General features: G+C 48.2%; 17 protein-coding genes. 11 read left to right on the top strand and 6 right to left on the bottom strand.

Annotated elements, in window-relative coordinates:
* Positions 1-33 precede the first annotated feature (33 nt).
* Entirely contained in the window at positions 34-840 is an 807-nt protein-coding gene (locus NDK19_RS12665) for a TatD family hydrolase (RefSeq protein WP_250632265.1), read from the bottom strand.
* The gene (locus NDK19_RS12660; protein ID WP_250632264.1) at positions 837-1,262 is read right to left on the bottom strand and encodes a DUF4296 domain-containing protein; all 426 of its coding nucleotides are present in this window, start codon (positions 1,260-1,262) and stop codon (positions 837-839) included. The genes NDK19_RS12665 and NDK19_RS12660 overlap by 4 nt, the downstream gene beginning before the upstream one ends.
* Before the next feature lie 188 nt (positions 1,263-1,450).
* Between NDK19_RS12660 and NDK19_RS12655 the strand changes: the two genes are divergently transcribed.
* The 3 genes from NDK19_RS12655 (at position 1,451) to NDK19_RS12645 (ending at position 4,602) form a co-directional block, all read left to right on the top strand.
* Positions 1,451-1,681 (top strand): hypothetical protein, encoded by a 231-nt coding sequence (locus NDK19_RS12655; RefSeq protein ID WP_250632263.1) that lies wholly within the window; start codon positions 1,451-1,453, stop codon positions 1,679-1,681.
* A 124-nt stretch (positions 1,682-1,805) separates the two neighbouring features.
* On the top strand, positions 1,806-3,254 hold the full coding sequence (locus NDK19_RS12650; RefSeq protein WP_250632262.1) for a BamA/TamA family outer membrane protein: 1,449 nt from the start codon (positions 1,806-1,808) through the stop codon (positions 3,252-3,254).
* Positions 3,255-3,426: 172 nt separating this feature from the next.
* A complete protein-coding gene (locus NDK19_RS12645) occupies positions 3,427-4,602 on the top strand; it encodes a CaiB/BaiF CoA transferase family protein (protein ID WP_250632261.1) in 1,176 nt (391 codons plus the stop codon).
* A 389-nt stretch (positions 4,603-4,991) separates the two neighbouring features.
* Here the strand turns inward: NDK19_RS12645 and NDK19_RS12640 are convergent, their stop codons facing one another.
* The 3 genes from NDK19_RS12640 to NDK19_RS12630 all read right to left on the bottom strand — a co-directional run bounded on the left by NDK19_RS12640 (position 4,992) and on the right by NDK19_RS12630 (position 8,113).
* Entirely contained in the window at positions 4,992-5,750 is a 759-nt protein-coding gene (locus NDK19_RS12640; protein ID WP_250632260.1) for a hypothetical protein, read from the bottom strand.
* A 7-nt stretch (positions 5,751-5,757) separates the two neighbouring features.
* Positions 5,758-6,957, bottom strand: coding sequence for a thioredoxin family protein (locus NDK19_RS12635; protein ID WP_250632259.1), 1,200 nt, complete (start codon positions 6,955-6,957; stop codon positions 5,758-5,760).
* A gap of 175 nt (positions 6,958-7,132) precedes the next feature.
* Positions 7,133-8,113 carry a M23 family metallopeptidase gene (locus NDK19_RS12630; protein WP_250632258.1) on the bottom strand — a complete coding sequence of 327 codons (981 nt, stop codon included), beginning with the start codon at positions 8,111-8,113 and terminating at the stop codon, positions 7,133-7,135.
* Between the two features lie 197 nt (positions 8,114-8,310).
* On the opposite strand from NDK19_RS12630, the gene NDK19_RS12625 reads away from it, so the two are divergent.
* From NDK19_RS12625 to NDK19_RS12600, 6 genes are all read left to right on the top strand, one after another.
* Complete coding sequence (locus tag NDK19_RS12625; RefSeq protein ID WP_250632257.1) at positions 8,311-9,387, top strand: phosphotransferase family protein; 1,077 nt, start codon at positions 8,311-8,313, stop codon at positions 9,385-9,387.
* Between the two features lie 5 nt (positions 9,388-9,392).
* A complete protein-coding gene (locus NDK19_RS12620) occupies positions 9,393-10,178 on the top strand; it encodes a helical backbone metal receptor (protein WP_250632256.1) in 786 nt (261 codons plus the stop codon).
* 427 nt (positions 10,179-10,605) lie between these two features.
* Positions 10,606-14,250: a beta strand repeat-containing protein gene (locus NDK19_RS12615; protein WP_250632255.1), complete on the top strand. Its 3,645-nt coding sequence runs from the start codon at positions 10,606-10,608 to the stop codon at positions 14,248-14,250.
* 166 nt (positions 14,251-14,416) lie between these two features.
* The gene (locus NDK19_RS12610; protein WP_250632254.1) at positions 14,417-15,361 is read left to right on the top strand and encodes an FKBP-type peptidyl-prolyl cis-trans isomerase; all 945 of its coding nucleotides are present in this window, start codon (positions 14,417-14,419) and stop codon (positions 15,359-15,361) included.
* Positions 15,362-15,462: 101 nt separating this feature from the next.
* On the top strand, positions 15,463-17,085 hold the full coding sequence (locus tag NDK19_RS12605) for an adenylate/guanylate cyclase domain-containing protein (protein WP_250632253.1): 1,623 nt from the start codon (positions 15,463-15,465) through the stop codon (positions 17,083-17,085).
* The gene (locus NDK19_RS12600) at positions 17,082-18,521 is read left to right on the top strand and encodes an MBL fold metallo-hydrolase (RefSeq protein ID WP_250632252.1); all 1,440 of its coding nucleotides are present in this window, start codon (positions 17,082-17,084) and stop codon (positions 18,519-18,521) included. The genes NDK19_RS12605 and NDK19_RS12600 overlap by 4 nt, the downstream gene beginning before the upstream one ends.
* Before the next feature lie 188 nt (positions 18,522-18,709).
* Here the strand turns inward: NDK19_RS12600 and NDK19_RS12595 are convergent, their stop codons facing one another.
* Positions 18,710-21,121, bottom strand: a complete 2,412-nt coding sequence (locus tag NDK19_RS12595; protein ID WP_250632251.1) for a TonB-dependent receptor — start codon at positions 21,119-21,121, stop codon at positions 18,710-18,712.
* A gap of 180 nt (positions 21,122-21,301) precedes the next feature.
* On the opposite strand from NDK19_RS12595, the gene NDK19_RS12590 reads away from it, so the two are divergent.
* Complete coding sequence (locus tag NDK19_RS12590) at positions 21,302-21,952, top strand: MarR family winged helix-turn-helix transcriptional regulator (protein ID WP_250632250.1); 651 nt, start codon at positions 21,302-21,304, stop codon at positions 21,950-21,952.
* Between the two features lie 75 nt (positions 21,953-22,027).
* On the top strand, positions 22,028-22,406 hold a 379-nt coding region (locus NDK19_RS12585; RefSeq protein ID WP_250632249.1), incomplete at its 3' end, for a hypothetical protein.

The raw sequence follows: 22,406 nt of genomic DNA, 5'->3' as shown, positions 1-22,406 counted from the left end.
TAGAAATTTTGCGCAAATATACTTCAAAAACGCTTAGCCGCTTATCTCTACCGAAGATTGCGCAGCCATAGCCGGTTGTCGTTCAAAGAACAAAAGCAAAGCGTTTTTTGTTGTTGCTGCCGCAATTTTTTCGGTGTTTAGCCCTTTGGCTTCCGCGATTTTTTCGGCAATCAGCGGCAAGTAAGAGGTTTCGTTGCGCTTGCCGCGATGCGGCAGAGGTGCAAGGTACGGGCTGTCGGTTTCCAGCACGATTTGTTCCAGCGGAATTTGCGCCACTACCGATGCCAAATCGCCTTTTTTGTAGGTTACTACGCCGCCAATGCCTACGCGAAAATTCATGGCATAGAGCTTTGCGGCATCTTCCGCCGTTCCCGTGAAGCAATGCAGTACGCCGAACAGTCGTTCATCGGCAAGGCTTTCCAGCAGGGCAAGCGTTTCTTTCATGGCTTCGCGGCAGTGAATTACCAACGGCAGGCGGTATGCCTTCGCCCATTCTGCCTGAATGCGAAAGGCTTCTTTTTGCTGTTCAAAATAGGTTTTGTCCCAATACAGGTCTAAGCCCATTTCCCCGACGGCTACGAACGGATATTTTTTGAGCCAATCTTCGGCAATTTGCAGTTCTTTTTCAAAGTCGGCATTTACCGAACAAGGGTGCAGCCCCATCATCGGGAAGCATTGGTCGGGGTACTGTGCGGCAAGTGCCATCATGCCTTCTATGGACTCGCTGTCCACGTTGGGCATCAAAATTTTTTCAACACCTGCGGCAAAGGTGCGTTCCAGCATGGCGGTGCGGTCGCCGTCAAACTGTTTGGAATAAATATGTGCGTGCGTATCAATCATCGCGATTGAGATAAAGAATCTTTTTGTTGAATGGCTTTTTGTCGGGCGTAGAGCGTATCGGCTACCAGTTTCATCAAATCGGCAAGGCGACTGCTTTCGCCCGCGTAAAATTCATACGATTTGCGATAAGTTACCGTATCGGTTTGGTGGCGGCGCATGATTTCGCGCTCATAGCGGTCGTATCGTGAAAGCGCTTCCTGAAAGGTCAGCCCTTGCATGGCTACCGCCGCTTCCGCCAAGTGAATATCGGCAGTGATAGCCGCCATTTTCGGCATCGGCAGCGTGCCTGCGGGTGCATCCTGCTTGCCGTTGCCCGTGCAGGCAGTCAGCGCGATGAGCAGGGCGCATCCGTACAGGAAGTTTTTAAAACCTGTAAGGGTTTTGTATGAGAACTGATGTATGACCTTGTGAAATAGCAACATGTAGATAAATACGTGTAACAGACAGGCAACGTCCCTCTATTGTATTGTATTGTAGGGATAGGACATGCCCTATCCCTACAAGTTTACACCGCAAAGATAGCGCATTCCGCGCCGTGCTTTTTGCGGGGAATGGTTTATATTTGTTAAGAGACGGAAAGGAAGATGCGTTTTAAAAAACTGCTTCGCTTATGAAAACAGAAACGGCAATTGTTCGCATAAAAAAGGATAAGAAAGGATTGGCACTGCTTGCTTTCCTTTCTACATTAGGTTTTGTGGAAATAGAACAGCCTGCCGAAAATGCCTTTGTTGCAGGTAAATTCAAGCCCGGCGAAAAACCTTCCGATTTTGCGGGCATATGGGCAAATGATGAAAGAACGGCAGAAAGCATCAGAGAGCAGGCATGGGCAAGAAAAAATTAAATAACCCAACATTCCCGTCGGGGCGGAATTACACATGTACAATTGCCGTTTGAACATCTGCATTAATCCGTGTTATCTGCCTTTCGTCTGCATTTTAATCATCCTTCTTTTCCTTTCCCCGCTATTGCGCGCCCAGCCGCACACGGAAAAACTGCAATTGCAATACGACAGCACCGTAAGGCAGTTGTTGCAGACCGTCGGTGCGCATCGCTACCTCAACGCACAGGGGCAAACCACCGTCGCCGACTGGCAGACCATTCAAAACAAAGTGCTGACCTATGCGGAAAACAACGGCTACCCCTTTGCCGAAATCGGTTTGACCGACTTGCGGGTCAATGAAAATCGGCTCATGGAAGGCAGGATTACCTATCGCAGCGGCACGCTGATTCGTTTTGATACGCTGATTATCGTAGGGCAGGGAGGGATTAAGCCCGTGCTGCTGCAAACCATGCTAAGCATCTATCCCGGGCAGTTGTTCAGTCAGGCAGCCGTGCGGCAGGCAGAGGAACAGCTCAAAACGCTGCCCTTTTTGCGGCTGACGCGCCCGCCCGACGTGCTTTTCCGCTTCGACCGCGCCCATTTGGTGCTGCACGTAGAGCCTGTGCAAGTCAATCGCTTTGACGGCGTAGTCGGGTTTTTGCCCAATCAGGAACGGCAGGGCAGCGTATTGCTGACCGGCATGGTCAATTTGGAATTGGGCAATTTGTTCAACGGGGGCAAGTCGCTGCGGGCAGAGTGGCAACGGATGCGGGCTGCTACCCAATCGCTGCGCATCGGCTACGACCATCCGCTGCTGTTTCGCACCCGTTTGGGGGCAGGTTTTCAGGTCAATTTTTTGAAAGAAGACACCACTTTTTTCAACTTGCAATGGCAGGGGCAACTGTCCTATCCGCTCATGTGGGGGCAGCATCCCGCGGGTAAAGTCGGCTTTTTTGTCCGCAATCAGACCTCTGTACTTACCGACAGTTCGCGGCGCAGCACCGAACGCGGTATTGCCAATACGCGCTTTCTTTCCTACGGCATCAGCTATCGGTTCAGCCGATTAGACAATATTTTGCAGCCTCAACGGGGTTGGCAATTGGCTTGGGAAGCGGGTGCGGGCAACAAAACCGCTGCTGTGCGCACCCCGCAAGGCTTTGCCACATTCCATGTGGCGCGATTCATCGCTACGGGCAAACAAACCGCGCTGATGTTGCGCACAACGGGCGGCATCATGTTGGGGCAATCGCTGTTTTTGAATGAGTTGTTCCGATTGGGTGGCTTGCAAACTCTGCGCGGCTTCAACGAAAACGATTTTTTTGCTTCCCGCTACCTCATCGGCACGGCAGAGTATCGGCTGTATTTTGAAGAAAGTTCCTTCCTTTTTGCTTTTACCGACTACGGCAGGCTGGCAGGGCAAACCACCGCGCAAACCTTCGCCGATTCGCCGCTGGGGCTTGGCTTCGGCATCAACGTAGGCACAAAGGGCGGCATTTTTTCCCTGACCTACGCCATGGGCAATTCCGCAAGGCTACAACAGAGCTTTTCGCTGGAACAATCCAAAATTCACTTCGGCTATGTCAGCCGTTTTTAAGGGGTTGGTTTTGTAGTGCAATGTTTCGTAATTTCGGTGCAAACATGTATTTGCAGGCGAACCTGACGGGTACGCTGTGTTTTCAAAAAATGATTTTTTTGAAAACCGAATCCGCGTTTATCTGTGTCATCTGCCTTTATCCGTGTTCTGATTTTTTTAAACCCGTTCAACAATGCTACCACTGCAAGGACTGAAAGTTTTGGAATTTACCCACGCCGTTATGGGACCTGCCTGCGGGCTGTTGCTGGCAGATATGGGCGCAGAAGTGATTCACATTGAGCCGCCCGAAGGCGATGCCACCCGCCGCCTGAAAGGCTTCGGCACGGGCTATTTCCCTTATTACAGCCGCAACAAGAAGAGCCTTGCCATAGACCTCAAATCGGCAGAAGGCAAAGAAATTATTTACAAGTTGGCAAAGCAAGCCGATATAGTCGTGGAAAACTTCGGTCCCGGCACGATGGAACGCTTAGGCTACGGCTACCAAGCCCTGCGCCCGCTCAACGAACGCCTGATTTACTGTTCGCTGAAAGGTTTTTTGAGCGGTCCTTACGAAAAACGCCATGCCATGGACGAAGTTGTGCAGATGATGGGCGGACTTGCCTACATGACCGGACCGCCCGGAATGCCCCTGCGTGCCGGAACGTCCGTAATAGACATCACGGGCGGCATGTTCGGCTTAATCGGCATCTTAGCCGCCCTCTACGAACGCGAGCGCACGGGCAAGGGCAAGTTCGTCAAAGGGGCGTTGTTTGAAACAACCGCCTTTTTGATGGGGCAGCACATGGCTTACGGGGCTATCACCAAAGTGCCCGTGCCGCCGATGCCTGCCCGTGTAAGCGCATGGTCGGTCTATCGCACCTTCCAAACCGCCGACGGCGAACAGGTATTTATCGGCATCATCAGCGATAAGCATTGGGAAAAATTCTGCCGCGCTTTCGGCAAAGACGAGTGGGCAACCGACCCGCGCCTGCAAACCAACAACGGGCGCATAGACGAGCGCGAGTGGCTGCTGCCTGCCATAGAGCAACTGATGGCAAGCCTGACCAAAGCCGACATCATCAGCCGCTGCGAGGCTGCCGAAATACCTTTTGCCCCTATTGCCCGCCCCGAAGATTTATTTGACGACCCGCAACTGAACCACGGCAACAGCCTGCTGCAAACCACCCTGCCCGACGGAACGGTTGCCAAACTGCCCAATGTTCCGCTTGAATACGGTGATACGCATTTTGAATTGCGCAACAATCCGCCCGCCATCGGCGAACATACGGCAGAACTGCTGCAATCGCTGGGTTATTCCGAAGAACAAATTGCCGAATGGCGCAACAAGGGACTGATTGCATCCTTATAGATACGGATTCTGACTTTTTCTGATAAATGATAAAATTAAGCTGAAAAACCGCTTTTATATAAGCGCAAATGACTTGCGAATTTTTTATAAATTGCTAAAAATCAAATATTTAATCCTGATGGGTCTCTGAGACCCATCAGGATTATGCATAGCGGTTGCGAGCTCTTTTAATATCATCTCGGCCTGCGGTTTGTGAATAGGAAGAAAAAAACGCCGATTTCAGGCAGACAACATGGCTTGTCGCTGATTTTTATTTCGGTATCCCAAGTCCGAATTCCGCCCCGAGGTTTTACAAAAAACCCGACAGATTTTAACAACCTGTCGGGTTTAAAATTTTGATTTTTAGTGTTTTATGCAAAATTTATTTTAAACCACCTGTGGTATTTTGCCTAATTACCTGCTTGGTCTGCCTGTTGAATAAGCCGCACCAAGTCTTCCTGATTTTTGGTAGGGTTCAATTTTTGTTCCTTAATGAACGCTTTAAGTTTGCCGTCCTCATCGTTGAGTGTTTTCAGCAATGCTTTTTCATTGGTTTTCAACTTCACCCATTCCAATGAATTTTTGCTGACCAAGTGATAATTAACAGAAGTCAGAAACTCATCATAATATCGTCCTGCACTGTATGCACCCTTGAAGTCGGCTTTCAGAATAGTTTTTTTGTAGTGCGCAAGCAAAGTGTATTTGCTGCCTTCGTGCAATACTTGATAAAAGCCGCTTTGTTTGGTTTCCGCATCTGTCAGTTTGCGGAAAAGCATTTGCTGACCTTGCCCGTTAACAAGCGTGAAATGCTGGATGGCCGCCTTGTCCACTATGATGGAGTCGCCCGTGTCGCGCTTGCGAACAATCACTTCATCGCTGTAAGTATTGAGTTTAAGGTCTACATCCGAATATTTCGTGCCGTTCTTAAAAAACAGGTCGCCTTTTGCCCACGATTCCAGCAAGTAGGGGCTGTTTAGAAAACCCTTGTAGCGTGTGTCAAAAGACAGGATAACATTGCCTCCGCCTGTATTGGGGCTGCCGAGTGCATCAAGGTTTTGTTGTGCATTCACCCCGTTGGGTGGCGTAGTGTTGGTTGTGGAAGGTTGCTGCGCATAGGCAAAGGTTGTTGTCAGCAGGCACAGCACCCCCCAGAAAAATTTTGTTTTCATAAAGGACTTATTTTATCCGTTCAATTAACTCTTGCAAATAAGCTGAGAGTTCCTCATCAGGGTTCATTTTCAATGCTTTTTCTGCATAAGTTTTTGCGTTTTTCTTATCGCCTGACTGTTCAAGTACGAAGGCATATACATAGCAGGAAACAGCATCCTCACCCATTTTGAGGGCTTTGGCCGACCACTCACGCGCTTTTGCCAATGGGGTTGCCTCTTTGCTGCGCGATGCTATTTCTAACGAACGGCGCATCAGTTCATCGCGTTCGTTCATGTTGTAGGCTTCCATCCAACGGATGAGCGCGCTGATATAACCGGCTTCATTTTCAATACCTTGCTGGTAAAACATGTCAATAATCCCTTCATAAAATCCCGCTTCGCGTGCTTCGGGATTGGTGGCTTTCATCAGGCTTACATACATGCCTTTCACTTCATTGGCTTTTTCTATGCTTTTTTGTCGCACAGCGTTGGTCAAAGTAGCATCCATGTGCTTAATGACAAATTCTTCCAAACTCTTCCCGTACTTTTCCGCAAAAACGTTTGCATTGTTCAACACATACTTAAACTCGCGACTGTCGGAATTATTGACAAACTTTTGGATAATAGTCCAGTTGTCTTCTTCCTGCAATTGCGCATCGCTCAGCCCTGAGAGGTAACGGGCGGCAATAGTGCTTGCTTCGCTGCCTGCATCGGTTTGTGCCAGTGCCAGCAGATAGCTGCGGGCAGCGGCGGCATCGTTGGTATTGGCTTCATATTTGGCTTTCAGGGCAGGTAACTCCTTAACGGCAGCCTGACCGCTGAGTACTTTTTTGCCAAATGCGATAAATCCTGTTTTGTCCAATGCGCCGATATTTTTGTTAATCACCGTGCCGTCGGGACTGAAATAGTACAGCGAAGGATAGGCCTCAATTCGGGATGCGCGCACCAGTTCCGGTTCTTCTTTTTCCGCATCAATCTTTACGGATATGAAGTTGGCGTTGTAATAGTCGCCCACCTCAGCATCGGTAAATACGTTTTTGGACATGAACTTACAAGGGCCGCACCATTCCGCATAAAAATCAACAAAGATGGGTTTGTTTTCTGCCTTGGCTTTTGCCAAAATTTCCTGCCATTTACCTTTGGTAAAAGCAATTCCTTGCGCAAAAGCCGTAGTTTGTAGCAAGATAGCGCCGGCGAACAGCAGGCCGGCCTTCAAAAAAGAGGTCATAAAATTATTATTAATGTGAAGTGAAAATACGCGGACTGTTGCATGTGCGCGTACGCGTATAAGTTAGTTACAATTCTTTTACTAAATTAGTTTTTATGGCAATAAAATTAAAAGCCACCTGCGCTGCGGTGGCTTCTTTATGTAGGGAAAATGAGATGAGTCAATAGCTGATTTATCAGTTGCCGCCCAACGAAGGTCTGTCCTGAGCCGCAATTTGCAACATCTTGGTGTATTGCTCCGGTGAAAGGTCGTTGAAGAAATAGCCGATAGGATTTACCTTCTGGCCGTTTTTGATGACTTCGTAGTGCAGGTGAGAAGAAACGGAAGTACCTGTATTGCCTACTCTGCCTATCATCTGACCGCGCTTTACTTTTTGTCCTACTTTCACCGTGTAGGCAGACAAGTGAGCATATTTGGTTGCAAAACCGAAACCATGGTCTATTTCAATACATTTGCCGTATCCGCCGTCATAGTCAGCCATGCGCACCACGCCGTCTCCCGTAGAATAAACAGGTGTTCCGGTAGGGGCGGAGAAATCGCAACCGCTGTGGAACTTACGCACCTTATAAATAGGATGCATCCTCATGCCGTAACCTGAAATAAACATCGTAAGGTCATTGTCTGCCACAGGGCGTATGGCAGGCATGGAAGCCAGCCGTTTTTCTTTTTCTGCGTGCATTTTGACAATCTCATCATACGATTTGGATTGTACGTACATCTGACGCTTCAACTGGTCTAATCTTTTGAAACTGTTGATGATTAAGGCTTCTTGCTTCAATCCTGCATCTAACATGTCGCGGTATTTCTGAGCACCGCCAACACCCCCCTTGCGAATTTCATCGGCAATGGGCTCGGCCTCAAAAACCAAGCGATACATTTTGTCGTCGCGCTCTTGAAGGATTTTAAGCACATCGGAAACGTCGTCCATTTGCTTGGAAAGCAACTCATATTTGAGCAGTAGTTGCTCATTTTCTTCTTTGAGTGCTAATTCGGAGGGAGAAGGGAAATAGGTGCGGGCAATGTAGAATAGGAAGAAGGAGAAAAACAGGGAGAGGGTAACAAAGCCGGCAACATTGATAAGGATGTCTGAAGTGGTTCTTTTAAGCTCTTCATACTTGCACGTTTCCGTGTCGTAGTAGTATTTTATCTTTGCCATATAGCAAACAGGTTAGTTCACATTTAATCCTAATCGGGGCACCAAGTAATAAAATATGCCCCAAATTCTGAAACATTTAACGAACTTTCGGCAAGTGTATTTCGCAAATATAGAGTTTCCTGTGAAAAATCATACAACTTACCTGTTTTTATTGAGAATAATTCTTGTTAAAATTAACGCCTGACAACCACAACGATATGGAGCAACACATCATAGATAATCCTTCCGCCATTCGCCAAGGCGAGGAGTTGAATGTCAGCAACTTAGCTGCCTTTATTCGCTGCAACTTCCCTGACTGGCCGGGCGAGGTACAGGTAGCGCAGTTTCCTTCCGGTTTTTCTAATTTGACCTACTTTGTTCAAGTTGGCGATAAAGAATTGGTGTTGCGCCGCCCCCCGTTTGGTGCCAACATCAAGTCGGCGCACGATATGCAGCGCGAGTATGGCATCCTTCAATCGCTGGAGCCTGTTTATCCAAAAATACCTAAGCCGTTGATTTACACCGATGATACATCCGTTATCGGTGCAGAGTTTTACATGATGGAGCGGGTGCGGGGGCTTATCCTGCGCAACCGCCCGCCCAAAGGCATGGAACTTACGGCAGATAAAATGCGCACCCTTTCAAAGGCCGTGATTCAAAATTTGGCAGATTTACACGCCATCAATATCTACGATACCGGCTTAATCCGACTCGGGAAGCCCGAAGGCTATGTGCAGCGGCAAGTGGAAGGTTGGATTGGGCGCTATGAAAAAGCTGCTACCGACAACGTGCCTGCAATGAATACGGCCGCTGATTGGCTGCGCGCCAACTTGCCTGCGGAAAATAGCCCTGCACTGATTCACAACGACTACAAATACGACAATGTGGTGTTAAACCCCGATGACCTCTCGGAAATTATCGCCGTTCTGGACTGGGAAATGGCCACCGTCGGCGACCCGCTCATGGACTTGGGTACCACCTTGGGCTACTGGGCTGATGCCGACAGCCCCGAAATGCTCAAAGCGTTTTCCCTGACAGCCTTTCCGGGAAATATGAACCGCGAAGAAGTTGCACAATGCTACGCCGAGGCAAGCGGCAGAAACATTGACCACATATTATTTTATTATGTATTTGGCTGCTATAAAATAGGAGTCATCGTGCAGCAGATTTATGCCCGCTACAAAAAAGGCTTTACACAAGACCCGCGCTTTGCCAACCTGATTCACTTGGTTCATGCCTGCGGGGAAAGTGCCGCCAAAGCCATTCAATATGGCAGAATCAGCAATTGGAGATAGTTGCCATGCCTGTTTTCACCGACCAAATGGGGCGGCATATTGCCTTAGACCTGCCGCCCCGGCGCATTGTGTCCTTAGTGCCTTCCCAAACCGAACTGCTGTTCGATTTGGGTTTGCAGAAGCGCATAGCAGGCATTACCAAATTCTGTATCCATCCTGCCGAAGCGCGGGCAATCAAAACCATTATCGGCGGCACCAAACAGTTTCGCATGGAGGTCATCCATCGCCTGCAACCCGACCTGATTATCGGTAATAAAGAAGAAAACTATCAAGAAGGCATCGAAGAACTTAGTCGGCATTATCCCGTTTGGATGAGCGACATTTTCGGCTTAGACGATGCGCTGGCGATGATTCGCTCCATTGGCGAACTGACAGAAACCCGGACACAGGCAGCAACCATTGCACAGGAGATTGCAGACGGCTTTGCAGCACTGACGGCGCACCCAACCCACAGGCGTGTGTTATACCTCATCTGGCACAACCCATGGATGGCAGCAGGAAAACAAACGTTTATTGATGACATGTTGCAGCGCGGGGGCTGGCAAAATGCAGTTACCGAAAGCCGCTATCCCGAACTTAGCGAGGCTGATATGCGCAACCTCGCGCCCGACTGCGTATTTCTTTCCTCCGAACCCTTCCCTTTTCGGGAAAAACACATAGCCCATGTGCAGGCAATAGTGCCTCACGCAAAAATTTTACTTGTGGACGGCGAACTGTTTTCTTGGTACGGCAGCCGATTGCGGCACAGTGCGGCATACTTGGCAGATTTGCGACTCCGCATGCAAACCTGACGGTTTTTTTTATGCAAAAGCGCAATAGATTTGCGAAAAACGCTTTATTTAAACTCCTGAAATACAGGTGTTTAAACCCGATAATTCTCCAATACCTGTCAGGTTTATGTATAAAACCTTTCAAGGTTAGTCTGTTGGTTTTTAACGGATTACGCAAAATTGTCTTCCCGAACTACTTGCGCTTTTGTGTTCGGATGCGATGTGTTTCATCACAATCTACAATCGTTAATAAAAAAATCTTTTACTCCCCATGCAACCCTTTTGCAACCCGTCGGGTCTTAGGCTTGCGAATTAAGGATTATTCACATTTGCAATGCTGCGGAAAACCTGTTTTAAGGTTTTTTAACGTGCAAATTTGCAATATTGGATAACAACCTTAATTTTGCGAAATCAATTAACAAACCTAATTACAATTAAAAAAAACGTTATGAACAAAAACACATTCATGTATCCGGTTCGGATGACTGCTGTTCTGGCGGCTGCTGCTCTGGTAACGAGCTGCGCTAAGGACAAGTTCACTGAAGCGAATGCCTTGGATCTGGAATTGAAGCGCCTCCGCACAGAGGACTCAATTCGTGTTGCCCGTGAGCGTCAAGCTCGTATTTGGGACAACAACCGCCTGGCTTATCAGCGCGTATTGGACTCTTTGGACCGCATCAACGCCGGTGGTCGCGTATTCTACACTGTAACAGTAGTTGCAGGTGGTAACGCTGCTTTCGGTTCTGGTCGTGTTGAAGAGTTGGAAGGCGTACAAGGCGCTACCGTTTCTATCGCTCAGTATGGAAACATCGTAACTCAGACTACTCCTGCCAGCGGTATGGTTACAGTAGAACTGCGTGCCGGTTCTGTTAGCGTAGTGGCTTCTGCTCCTAACCACACTACTGTTAACTACACTGCTAACCTGACTGCTGATGGTAACAGCGTAACTAACGGTAACTTGCCTCAAGCTCCCGGCAATGGACGTACTATCCACGTAGGTAACGTAATTCCTCTGTTCCCAACTACAGGTGCAGGTACTGCTACCGTTCGTGGTCGCGCTTACATTGAAACAGATTTGACCAACGAAACTGCAGAGCAAGTAACTCCCGGTGTTTTGGGTGCCGGTACAAACCTGTTCACTGCAAACATTAACATCAACGACGTATTCCGCGCTCGTTATTTGAATATTGCTAATCAGGCTTCTGCTATTCCGGGTGGCCAAGAGGCTGCTATTAACCGCATCTCTTACGAGAATGCTACCACTAACGTAGTAGTAGATGCTGCCGGTAACTATTCAGGTGTTGTTCCTGCAACTGCTTCAGGTCTGCCTATCCAACTGCGTTACTCTCAAATCGCTGCTGACCGTACTTTCTGGGCAGCATCATTTGATAACACTAACTTGGGTACCTTGGATCTTGCTAACCGTCGTACAGGTGCTGTAATTACTCGTCGCTTCATCTATGGTCCCGGTTTGACTGCTGACCGAGTGTTTGGTGACGGTCCTGTAGCTAATACGAACATTGTTTCTGCATCAGCAACATTCAATACTGAAATTGCGGCTGCTCAGGTAACTGCGGCTATTACCCGCACCGGAGCTCTGCGTGTAGGTCGTCCTTCATGGGATCCCAACAATGATTACTTTATCTTGCGTACAGGTACCGGCATTGATGGAACCGATGCTGCATTTGAGCCTGCAGCTGCTGACAATGGTCTGTATTTGACTAATGTACCGGCTTTCGGTGGCAACAACTACATTCAGTCTTCTAATCCTAACCAAATCCAGCCTCCTGCAGTGACTTTCACTCCTTCACCTGCAGGTCCTGCACAAACTGCTACAGGTTTGGTAGTACTGACTGATAATGGTGTAGCAGCTGCTGATGCTCCATTCAAGCGTATCCGCGGTATCCGTGCCGTAAACGCAGGCTCAGGTTATACTACTGCTCCTACCGGTACTTTCACACGCAACGACAACACTTCTGCGACAGGCAACGTAACAGGTACAGGATCTCTGCAGGCTCCTGTTGATGCTTTGAGCGTTATTCAGGTAACTAACGGTGGTTTTGGCTTCTTGCCTCAGCCATATACTTCACCTGCTGTTGTTTCTACTACAGGTGCATGGACAGGTGTTAACCCAACTATTCTGTTCGGTGGTCAGAATCCTCTGCCGGTACCTAAAGTTACTCCAACCGTACAATACTCATACAATGCAGTAGGTACCGTAAACGCAATTGATGTAATCACAGTTGGTGCCGGTTTGTCAGCCGCCGATGTAAATATCGGCTTCTCTTATGGTGCCGGAGCTCAATTAGCTCCTACTCAAGGTGTAAACGGTGGTGCTATTCCTATTGCTTTGTTTGAAACAAGCCCTACAGGTCGCGTACAATTCAACTTTGACAACGGCGGTAACGCGCTTGGTGGCTTGGTTGCTGACTCACCTTACGGTAATGCTACTACAGGTATTACAGCTACTACGTTTACATTCTTTGACAATACAGGTACTGCTCAATATGATGGTACAGGTTCAAATGTAGTATCTCCGGGTACCCAGCCTTATGTATTCGTGCCTACTGCTTCTTTCTCAGGTGCCACTGCAACTACGCTTGCCAATGCCGGTGTTCTTCCTAACATCAACGTTTCAGTATTGTCTGCTAATGCTCTTGCTAACCAAGGTTTAGTAGCTGAGATTACCTTGTCAGGTGGTGGTGATGCTGCTACAGTGCTTGGTATTGCTCCCGGAGATCCTATTGCTAACTTGGGTATCACTATTAACAACCCCGGTTCAAGCCAATCTTTGGCCGCTCAAGGCTATTTGGCAGGTACAGGTATTGACAACTATGCATTTAACGTACCTTCTCAAAATGCCGGTCGCTTTATTCCGGGTCCTTCTACAGCAGCTTCAATCTTTGCTGATGGTTATCCCGGTTATACTCCTGCAGGTGGTTCAGGTGCTCGTATTAGCAATAGCGCGGCTGCTACATCTCAGTATGCACGCGATAACCATACTTACATTGCTAAGTTCAGTACTCCTCCAACAGCTCCATTCTTACCTGCCGAAGGTTATCCTGTATTTGACAATGCTAACCGCGTTGTAGGTCTGGTAATTACTTCTAAGGGTGCAGGTTATGTACAAGGTCAGCCTATTACATTTGAAATTGTACCTAACGGTGAGGATGCAAATGATGTATCTACCAGATTGGAAGCTGCTTCTCTGACATTCACTATTGTAAACGGTGGTCAGTATGCGGCTGTGCCTGACGTGTTTATCTCCGGTGGTGGTTTGGCACTGGCTCAACAGCCTTCTAATGCCTCTACTTTGAGCAATATTGGTCCTCCTGTTCCTGCTAACGGTAACATCACTATTTCTAACGGCGCGTTTGATATCCGTTTCAACTCAACAGGTGTGATTCAAGCAATTACTTACAATCCTGCTGCTGCTGGTGCAATTCCTGTAAATAGTTGGAATACTACTGAGCCTTTGACAGTAACTCTTTCTTCTGCTCGTCAGAACTTGGCTTTGAATCGTGCATTCCAAGCTTACACCGGTGCTGTATCTGCTACTATTGCTACCGGTGCTGTATCAAATGTATCACTGTTCCCACCATCTACAGGTGCTGGTTCTGCTACACGTCCTGCTTCTGGTCGTTGGTTTGAGTTTGGTGATATCACTACGCCGTTGTCAGGCTTTACTGCTACCGAAGATGATTACTTGCGCTCTCAAAGCTTTATCATTCCACCTTCTGTAACTATCAACTCTGCTACAGGTACAGGTGCTACTGCTGTAGTTAACCTGTTTGGTGGTAACATCGGAAGTGCACTCAATACAGGTGGTGGTAAAATTGCAGGTGTTACTGTAACTGCCGGTGGTAGCGGTTATGTAGTTCCTGTTGCCGGTTTCAACCGTAACGGTCGTATCATTGCTACTTACAGTGGTAATGCTATAGATGGCTTCTTCCGCAACTTTAGCATTCTTGCTCCGACAGATGGCAACTCAGGTGATAACCTGACTGATTTTGATGCCTTCTCCGGCGTAACTTATGTACGCGACGTACATTACGGTACAGGTGCTTACTTTGCAGTAGGTCAAGGCCGCTAATTTATCGTAGCGAACAACTAAGTTAAAAGTTGTTAAACCCATCAGGTTTTAAAACCTGATGGGTTTTTTGTTTTGATTACTCCAATTACGCGGTACATCTGATAAATAGTACTTTTTATGTGCTACAATTTTCCTACCTTTGCGCCCTAATTTAGAACGACTATCTATGAAAAACATGTTCATTTTACTGCTGTTATCTGCTGCTTTGGTATATGCTTGCAGGCCAAAAGAGAAAGTGCGGCAGGAAATGATACCGCCTGCCAATGGTACATCCGTGCTTTTTCATGAACGGCATCCCGAAGCCCGTAAGCCGCAGTTAAAAGATATTCTTTGGTTGCGCTATGTTTACATAGGCCCTTACGGGGACACGATTATTAGTACCTATAAGGTAAAACCCAAAGAGCAATATGCAACGGTAGAACCAAAGGACTATATTGAACAGGAGTTATTATTACCGCCATTTCCGGGAGCTATAGAGGAAGTATTGGCACAGGTGGCTGTAGGCGACAGCCTGACCGTTTACATGCACCAAGACTCAGTAAAAAGACGCTCGGGCTACAAAGAGCCTGAAAAAGGGGCTACGCCGTTTATTTATCCGCAAATGCCTTTCCGCTATGTCATTAAGGTGTTGGGTGTGATGAGTCCACAGGAAAAAGAAACTTATCTTCGCTTACAGATAGATGAACAGATTCGCAAGCAGGACGCTGTGCTGGCGCAATATGTAAAAGATTATTCCTATACAAAAGCCATCAGAGACCCCAGTGGTTTGTATATTCAGGTAGATAACCCGGGCACTGGAGATATTCCTGTAACAGGCGATAGTATTTCTTTTATCTATGCGGGTCATTTTCTCAATCAGCAGTTTTTTGATTCAATGGATAAGCCGCAAGGTTTTAAGCTGGGTATCAATCGTTTGATTCCTGCATGGGAAATTGCTTTTAGCAAATATTTGCGCAAAGGGGCTAAGGCAACCTTATTTGTTCCTTCCCACTTGGCATTTGGTCATCAAGGCAAAGATAAAATTCCACCGTTTACACCATTGGTTTTTCGTATGCAGGTAGTGGACATCATCAAAGCCAAAGACTTGCCGAAGTACCGCAAGAGCAAATAGATGAGTAAAGATATTTCAATGTAAGCAGAGCCGGGGGAAGCCTCGGCTTTCGCGTTTTTTAAAACCATTGTGTTAAATTGCATCATCCTAATAACAGGCATATGCGCATTTTTACGGCCTTTCTTATCGGTTATCTGATTTTTGCGGGTGGACTGCATGCCCAAAATGACCTTGCCGATTTGGAAAAAAAGTATCAGGCGGCAATCGGCAAGAAGAACTACAAACAGGCAACAGAGTTGGCACTGCAAATCGGCAATAAGTACGAAGCACAAAAAAAGTTTCCGCAAGCCGTGAGTGCATTTAATAACGCCATTGCGGCTGCGCGCAAAGTGGACAATGCGCTGCTCCTTGCCCGTGGATATGAGGAGTTGGGCTCGGCATATGCCTTGATGTCGAGTCGGGAACTGCCAAAGACTATCCGCAATCTGGAACAGGCCTACGAGTATTATCAGATTGCAGGGGGTACGGAGGGGGAGCAAGGTACAGCCCGTGTGCGTTTTAAGCAGGGGTTGGCTTATTACGATGCCCGCCGTACGAAGGAGGCACAAACAGCCCTTCAAGAGGCGCAGGAACTAGCAGAAGATGCCCGTTATGCGGACATACAGGCACAGGCAAAACTCTACTTGAGCCGCTTGCGCGTGGAAAGCAGCCCCCCTGCGGCGGCGGCATCAACGCCTTCGGTTAGTGCGCCTGTCGTAAACAATGAGGCTGCGCGACAGGTGGAAGCGGAGATTGAAGCCCTGCAAAACCGCCTGCGCGACAGTTTGCGTATGCAGGAGGCGGAAAAGCAGAATTTGCGGCAGTCGTTGCTGGCCAAAGAACGGGAGCGGGCAAAAATTCAGGAAAATTTGGCTGCAACCAAGGATTCGCTTCTGCAAATGCAGGAGATAGTGCAGTTGCGGGAAGAAACCATTGCCGCACAGGAAAAAACCACGCAGGCAATACTTGCAGCTGCGGCGGCATTGTCGCTATTGCTGGTAGCGGCATTATTTTTTATGATACGCATTCGTCAGGCGAACCGCAAGTTGCAGGCGCAGAAAAAGCAGATAGAGGCACAAGCTAAAGAATTGGAAGCCGAAAAATTGAAGTCCGATGCGCTGTTGCTAAATATTCTGCCCCGCGAAATAGCCGATGAACTGAAAAACAAAAAGCAGGCAACGCCGCGATTCTACAAAATGGTAAGCGTTTTGTTCTGTGATTTCAAAGGCTTTACGGAATACACCGAAAAGCATACACCCGAGCAGATTGTCCGCGAACTGAACGAGTGTTTCTCGGCGTTTGATGACATCTGCGCACGTTTCAATATGGAAAAAATCAAAACCATTGGCGATGCTTACATGTGTGCGGGCGGCGTACCGAAACCCAACATTACACATGCGGCAGATGCCGTGCTGGCAGGGCTTGCCATGCAGGAGTTTATAGAGAAGCGCAAATATCAGAAGCGGCTGCGCGGCGAGCCTTATCTGGAACTGCGCGTGGGCATTCATACCGGCCCCGTACTGGCGGGTGTGGTAGGCAAAAATAAATTTGCTTACGACATCTGGGGAACTACTGTCAATGTAGCGGCGCGCATGGAAACGGCAGGCGAAGTAGGCAAAGTCAATATTTCGGAAGCCACCTATATGGAAATCAAAAATCAGTTTTACTGTCGCTATCGCGGTGAAATTGAGGCCAAAGGCTTGGGGAAAATGGATATGTATTTTGTGGAGGAAATCATCGGATGAGCAGCATCGTTGTTCGGCAAATTTTGGCAGGGCTGTATTGGGTGGAAATACCTGCCATTGGGTTGCGCTTGCAATGCGGCTGCCCGCCCGATGCCAATAAGTACCTGCGTGCGGCCGGATTCATTAGAGCCGAAGCGCAAGGCGAAACGGGGCCTAATGCCATCTTGCTGGCCGATGTAACGACGAATCCTCTCATGCAAGGTTGGTTTCCGGTGAATGTGGCCGAGTTTTCGGTGATGCAAATGCTTTATTTGCAAGGGCTTATCATTCCTAACCATCCGAATAATACGGGCAAAAAACCCGTTCTGATTGGAACGGCGGAGGAAGTAGCCCGCCAAATGAATTACATCTATTGTGGCAATTACGGATTGGACAGCCCCGAGGAGTTGCTGGCAGCAGGCATGAGTGCACGCGAGGCAGAGGCTTTTTGGTATGTGAAGAAGAAATTTGCTTTCGGTACGCTGCACCCGATTACGCATCTGATAGAGCCGGTCTTTTTGGAAGGTGCTGTGCCTGTTGCTTTGGCCGACGGCTGCCAAATAGAGCGGTTGCGCCCTAATTATTTTCGGATTAGCTATGCGGGCGAATCGGTGGAAATCCATTTGCAACCGCAGATTTTTCCTCCTTCTTACCAATTGCCGCACGTCAGTATTCCCAAGTCTGTTGCTTTCGGCATTCTGCACATGGGAGAGGGGGACGGATGGGACGAGAACCGCCCCTGCATGGGTTCTGCCCTGACATTCCACGACACGCACTATCTGATTGATGCAGGGCCTCATGTATTGCACAACTGGCAACAGGCAGGCAAAGCCGTTGCCGATATACAGGCTGTTTTTTTGACTCATGCGCACGATGACCATGCAATAGGTTTGATACAGGCCATCAGCAAAGGTATCAGGTTGCCTGTTTATTGCGGCAGCGTGATAAAGGCAGCATTTGTTAAAAAAATGTCGGCCTTAATGGGCATTAGGGCAGAAGAAATGGAGGGGTTTTTTGAGTTCCGATTGTTGGATATGCAGCGCTGGAATCCGATTGCCGCGGCAAACGGGGCAACGTTGGAGGCTATGCCCTGCTATTCACTGCATCCGATTGAAACGCACATTTACTATTTCCGCTATACCGATGCACACGGTGCGGTAAAAATATACGGTCATTTGGCGGATATTCTTTCCGAGAAAGGCTTGCAGGCAATGGAAACAGATGCGCCCGAGCAAGTACGCTGGTTGTTTGACCATATCCGCACTAACTACTACATGCCTGCCGACTGGAAAAAAATAGATATTGGCGGAGGTGCCACGCACGGTGTGGCGGAGGATTTCATCCAAGACTCAACCCCTGTCAAAATATGGGCACACGTACACCGACCGCTTTCGGCAGCCGAGTTGCAAATCGGTTGTGCGCGCAGCTTTGGCGATTGGGATGGGTATCAGGTTTAATCGGTTGAACGACCGAGAAAATATTGCATCAGGGTATTGCGGAATCCGTAGGCAGATTTCGGAGTATATAAATAGTTGTTTTTCAAGTATTTGCGCAAAAAGAATCACAAATCGCTTCTGCTTTTGATAAATGGCAAATACAACCCGATGGGATATCCACCCATCGGGTTGTGTATGTTGCAAGAACCTTAAAACTCAATGATAAAACCAATGGTCGGTACTACTGACGGGTCGTTGTTGAGCAAAATAATTGGGATGCCGTTGCTGCCGTCTGTTGCCAATGGCTGTCCGTTAGTGGTAGCAAAGCCGCTGTTATCGGCAGTTCGTTGGAAGGTGAACTGCGGATAGGCAGGATTAGGCGTAACAAAGGCGTTTTGTACGTCAAAATACAAATCAATGGTTGTGCGGCGCAGGTTCCACTTTTTGTCAATGCGAAAGTCAAACTGGCTGAAATTGCCCAAACGGAGGGTATTGAGGCGATTAAAATCTAAAACACCTGTGCCCAAACTGGCAAAATTCCGCATACTGGCTTCCATATCAAACGGTGTGTAAGGCGCACCGCCCGCAAAGCGGTATTTCAAGCCCATTTCCCAACCTTTTTTGAATTTGCGGCCAAAAAGCGCCGAAATCAGGTGGCGGTTATCCCATGCCGAAGGAGTCAGCACGCCGTTGATGCCTGCAAATTCGCTGCGTACAAAGGTGTAAGAGAATACCGCAAAAATATTTTTGGTCAGTTTTTGTTGGAAGAAAAACTCCATACCGTAGGCGCGTCCTGTGCCATTGGTGCGCACTGCCTCATTGCCAATAGCTCCGAAGTCGCCGCCTTGATTGGCTAAACTGATACCATCGCGGATAGAAACGGGGTAATTGGCGTAATTTTTCCAAAAACCTTCCAGCGTAAAGCGAGTACTTGCGCGCGGAATAAACTCCAATCCGGCTACGTAATGGTCTGTGCGGGTGTATTTGCTGTCTTTATTGGCAAACTGTCCTTGTTCATTCTGAAAGCCGAGGATGGTGTAAATGGGCAGCTTGTAGTAGCGTCCGGCCGAAATATTCACGCTCCATTTGTCGGACAGCAGGTAAGAAAGCGCCGCCCGAGGCGACAGCGTTTCAAATGGATTATTGCCCGATGCAGTAAAATTATTCATATCGGTACGGATGCCACCCGAGAAACTGAGGCGGTCTTTCAGGAAACTGCGGGCTACCTGCACAAAAGCACCGTAGCGGAAAAAGTCAATACCTGTGTCAAAGCTCACATTAACGGCAGGTTGCAGCAACTGCCCCTGCGGGCTGCGAATTTCGCGGCGTATGCGCGCAAATACGTCGTTGTTAAACTTAACATATTGCCCTACTGCACCGTAAGAATATTTCCATCCGTTCCATGTTTTATTCACATCTATGCGCAGTTTGTTTTCAATTTCCTGTGAGCGCACACGCAACAGGCGACGGCTCTCATCGCCTTCCTGACGGTCTTCAAAGCGGTCAAGGCTGTTGTCAAACATGTTGCGGCTAAGGGCAATGTTCAGGTAGCCGCGCTCTAAGGAACGACGCAAACTCATGCCGAAAGTGTAGTTCCATTGCTGAATGGAAGGCTGGGAGCGAAGCACATAATCGTTTTCAGGTGTGGTTTTACGCGGCTGTGCAAAACTGAATTCATCAATTGCGCCTACACCAATGAAGTTGAGCGTAGTTTTCGGATTGATTTTGTGTGTGATTTTGTACTGAAAATCCCAGTAGTTGGGGCGAATGGGCAAATCAATTGCCTGAAACAAAAATTGCAGATAAGAACGGCGCACCGAAGCCAAAAAAGTGGTGCGATTGGAAAGAGGCCCTTCCGTGGTTAGTGCAAGTTCGGTGCTGCTCAGGCGAACATTGCCCTGAAAGCGGTCGGGGTTGCCTTCGCGCTGCTTAAACTGAAACACAGACGCCAGTGCGTTGTCGTAGCGGGCATCAAAGTTGGAGGATTTCAGCGTTACATCCTCAATGAACGATACATTCAGGATACCGGCAGGGCCTCCTGCGCTGCCTTGTGTGGAAAAGTGATTCAGTACCGGAATTTCAATACCGTCCAAATAATACACGTTTTCGTTGGGTGCGCCGCCGCGAATGATGATGTCGTTGCGAAAACCTCCGATGCCGGTTGTACCTGCCACACCGGGCAGCGACTGCACCACGCGCGAAATATCGAAGTTGCCGCCGGGGTTGCTGCGGATTTCTTCCGTCGTCAGCCGCTGAACAGAGTTCGGCGACTCAGCCGTAGTTACGGCAATTGAGCGGTTAGCCGTAATTTCCACTTCCTTTAACTCGGCAACCACCTCTTCCAACTCTATATTGAAGGTATTGGCATTACCTGAGGTAACAACAATATTGAACAGCGTGAAGGGTTTGTAGCCAATCAGGCTTACTTTGATGTTATGGCTGCCTGTTGGGATGCCCGCGATGCGGAAACGTCCTTCGGCATCGGTGGCTGCGCCCAAAGTAGTGCCTTCCACAGCCACGGAAACGCCAATCAGCGGCTCTTGCGTGGCCTTGTCGCGCACCGTTCCACTGACTACGCCCGTAGCCTGTGCAAAAATCTGTTGTGCCGACAACCACAGCATAGCAAATAGCAACGCTCGCTTCGTAAAGAATGTTTTCGTACTAATATACAGGTTCATTGCTCCGATAAAGTTTAATAACAGCGCAAATGTACGCGTAATTGCAGCAAATAAAAATGTTTTCGTACTTTATTTTTGAATTTTAGGCGGTTTTCGTACTTTTGTGAAGAGTAAAAAAAGTCCATGTCCTACGCATTTATCCGACAACTGACCGAAGCAGCCGAACAGTACGAAGCACAAAACGGCAACACACAAGACCTCGCCGCTTTTGGGGCATGGTTGCAGGCCAACTATGCCAACTCACGACCGCCTATGCAGCAGCCGTCTATTCCGCAGGCAGTGCAGGAAACCACCGAGTCGCGGATAGGCAGTTACATTATTTTCCTGTACCGCTATGCAAAAGGATATACTAAAAAGGCATTGGAAGGCAGCCCCTTGCAAACTGTTGATGAATTTTCGTTTCTGATTTCTCTGATGTTCGGCGGCAGCAAAACCAAAACCGAGCTCATCCAACACGCCGTGCAGGAAAAAACCTCGGGTATGGAGGTCATCAAAAGGCTGCTGCAACAAGGTTTGATACGGCAGGAAGGCGATACTGCCGACCGCCGCAGTAAGCGTCTTTACATCACCCCCGAAGGGCAGCAAACGCTGTTCAGTGTATTTGAGAAAATGAATCAGGTGTCGCAGATTGTGGCAGGCAATCTCAGTACCTCCGAGCGCGAGCAATTGCTGCAACTGTTGCATAAATTGCACTTGTTCCACAAACCCATTTTTCTGGAACAAAAAGAGGCTTCGTTAGCAGAGATTTATGCAAAAATGGTTGGCAACAGTTAGCGACGTTATCAGCATTTTTGCATATTGAAAACATACTTACACCCGCTTTCATCAAGCATTAACAAACTGACAACCATGAAAAAAGAATTCAACGTCACTGGTACGTGTCGCCCTGCCGAGCATTACATGATGGATGATACTCGCCGTTTTACGGCTATTATGGACTTTGTGGAACGGGGTAAATATTTTGTCATCAACCGCCCGCGGCAGTACGGCAAAACGACCATGCTTGCAGCCTTGCGCAAAGAGTTGCAAGAACGGAGCGACTACTTGCCCATTGTCATGAATTTTCAAGGCTTGGATTCTGCGGTATATGCAAGCGATATTGCTTTCGGGCAGTTTTTTTACAAACAACTTATCAGCGCTTTGCAGCGTTCACCGGAATTTGAAAATAAGCAAGTGTTAGCCGAATTACCTCTGCCTGAACACATTACCGACTTGTCCGAACGAATTA

Source organism: Rhodoflexus caldus, from assembly GCF_021206925.1.
Classification (GTDB): Bacteria; Bacteroidota; Bacteroidia; order Cytophagales; family Thermoflexibacteraceae; genus Rhodoflexus; species Rhodoflexus caldus.
Note: the sequence above shows the minus strand (reverse complement) of the source record. Positions and strands in the feature narration are given on the sequence as shown.

Coding starts and splice junctions, on each gene's coding strand:
- NDK19_RS12645 (WP_250632261.1), top strand. CDS start 3,427: ATGCTACCACTGCAAGGACTGAAAGTTTTGGAATTTACCCACGCCGTT.
- NDK19_RS12605 (WP_250632253.1), top strand. CDS start 15,463: ATGCGCATTTTTACGGCCTTTCTTATCGGTTATCTGATTTTTGCGGGT.
- NDK19_RS12635 (WP_250632259.1), bottom strand. CDS start 6,957: ATGACCTCTTTTTTGAAGGCCGGCCTGCTGTTCGCCGGCGCTATCTTG.
- NDK19_RS12625 (WP_250632257.1), top strand. CDS start 8,311: ATGGAGCAACACATCATAGATAATCCTTCCGCCATTCGCCAAGGCGAG.
- NDK19_RS12595 (WP_250632251.1), bottom strand. CDS start 21,121: ATGCTGTGGTTGTCGGCACAACAGATTTTTGCACAGGCTACGGGCGTA.
- NDK19_RS12665 (WP_250632265.1), bottom strand. CDS start 840: ATGATTGATACGCACGCACATATTTATTCCAAACAGTTTGACGGCGAC.
- NDK19_RS12600 (WP_250632252.1), top strand. CDS start 17,082: ATGAGCAGCATCGTTGTTCGGCAAATTTTGGCAGGGCTGTATTGGGTG.
- NDK19_RS12640 (WP_250632260.1), bottom strand. CDS start 5,750: ATGAAAACAAAATTTTTCTGGGGGGTGCTGTGCCTGCTGACAACAACC.
- NDK19_RS12620 (WP_250632256.1), top strand. CDS start 9,393: ATGCCTGTTTTCACCGACCAAATGGGGCGGCATATTGCCTTAGACCTG.
- NDK19_RS12590 (WP_250632250.1), top strand. CDS start 21,302: ATGTCCTACGCATTTATCCGACAACTGACCGAAGCAGCCGAACAGTAC.
- NDK19_RS12660 (WP_250632264.1), bottom strand. CDS start 1,262: ATGTTGCTATTTCACAAGGTCATACATCAGTTCTCATACAAAACCCTT.
- NDK19_RS12615 (WP_250632255.1), top strand. CDS start 10,606: ATGAACAAAAACACATTCATGTATCCGGTTCGGATGACTGCTGTTCTG.
- NDK19_RS12610 (WP_250632254.1), top strand. CDS start 14,417: ATGAAAAACATGTTCATTTTACTGCTGTTATCTGCTGCTTTGGTATAT.
- NDK19_RS12630 (WP_250632258.1), bottom strand. CDS start 8,113: ATGGCAAAGATAAAATACTACTACGACACGGAAACGTGCAAGTATGAA.
- NDK19_RS12655 (WP_250632263.1), top strand. CDS start 1,451: ATGAAAACAGAAACGGCAATTGTTCGCATAAAAAAGGATAAGAAAGGA.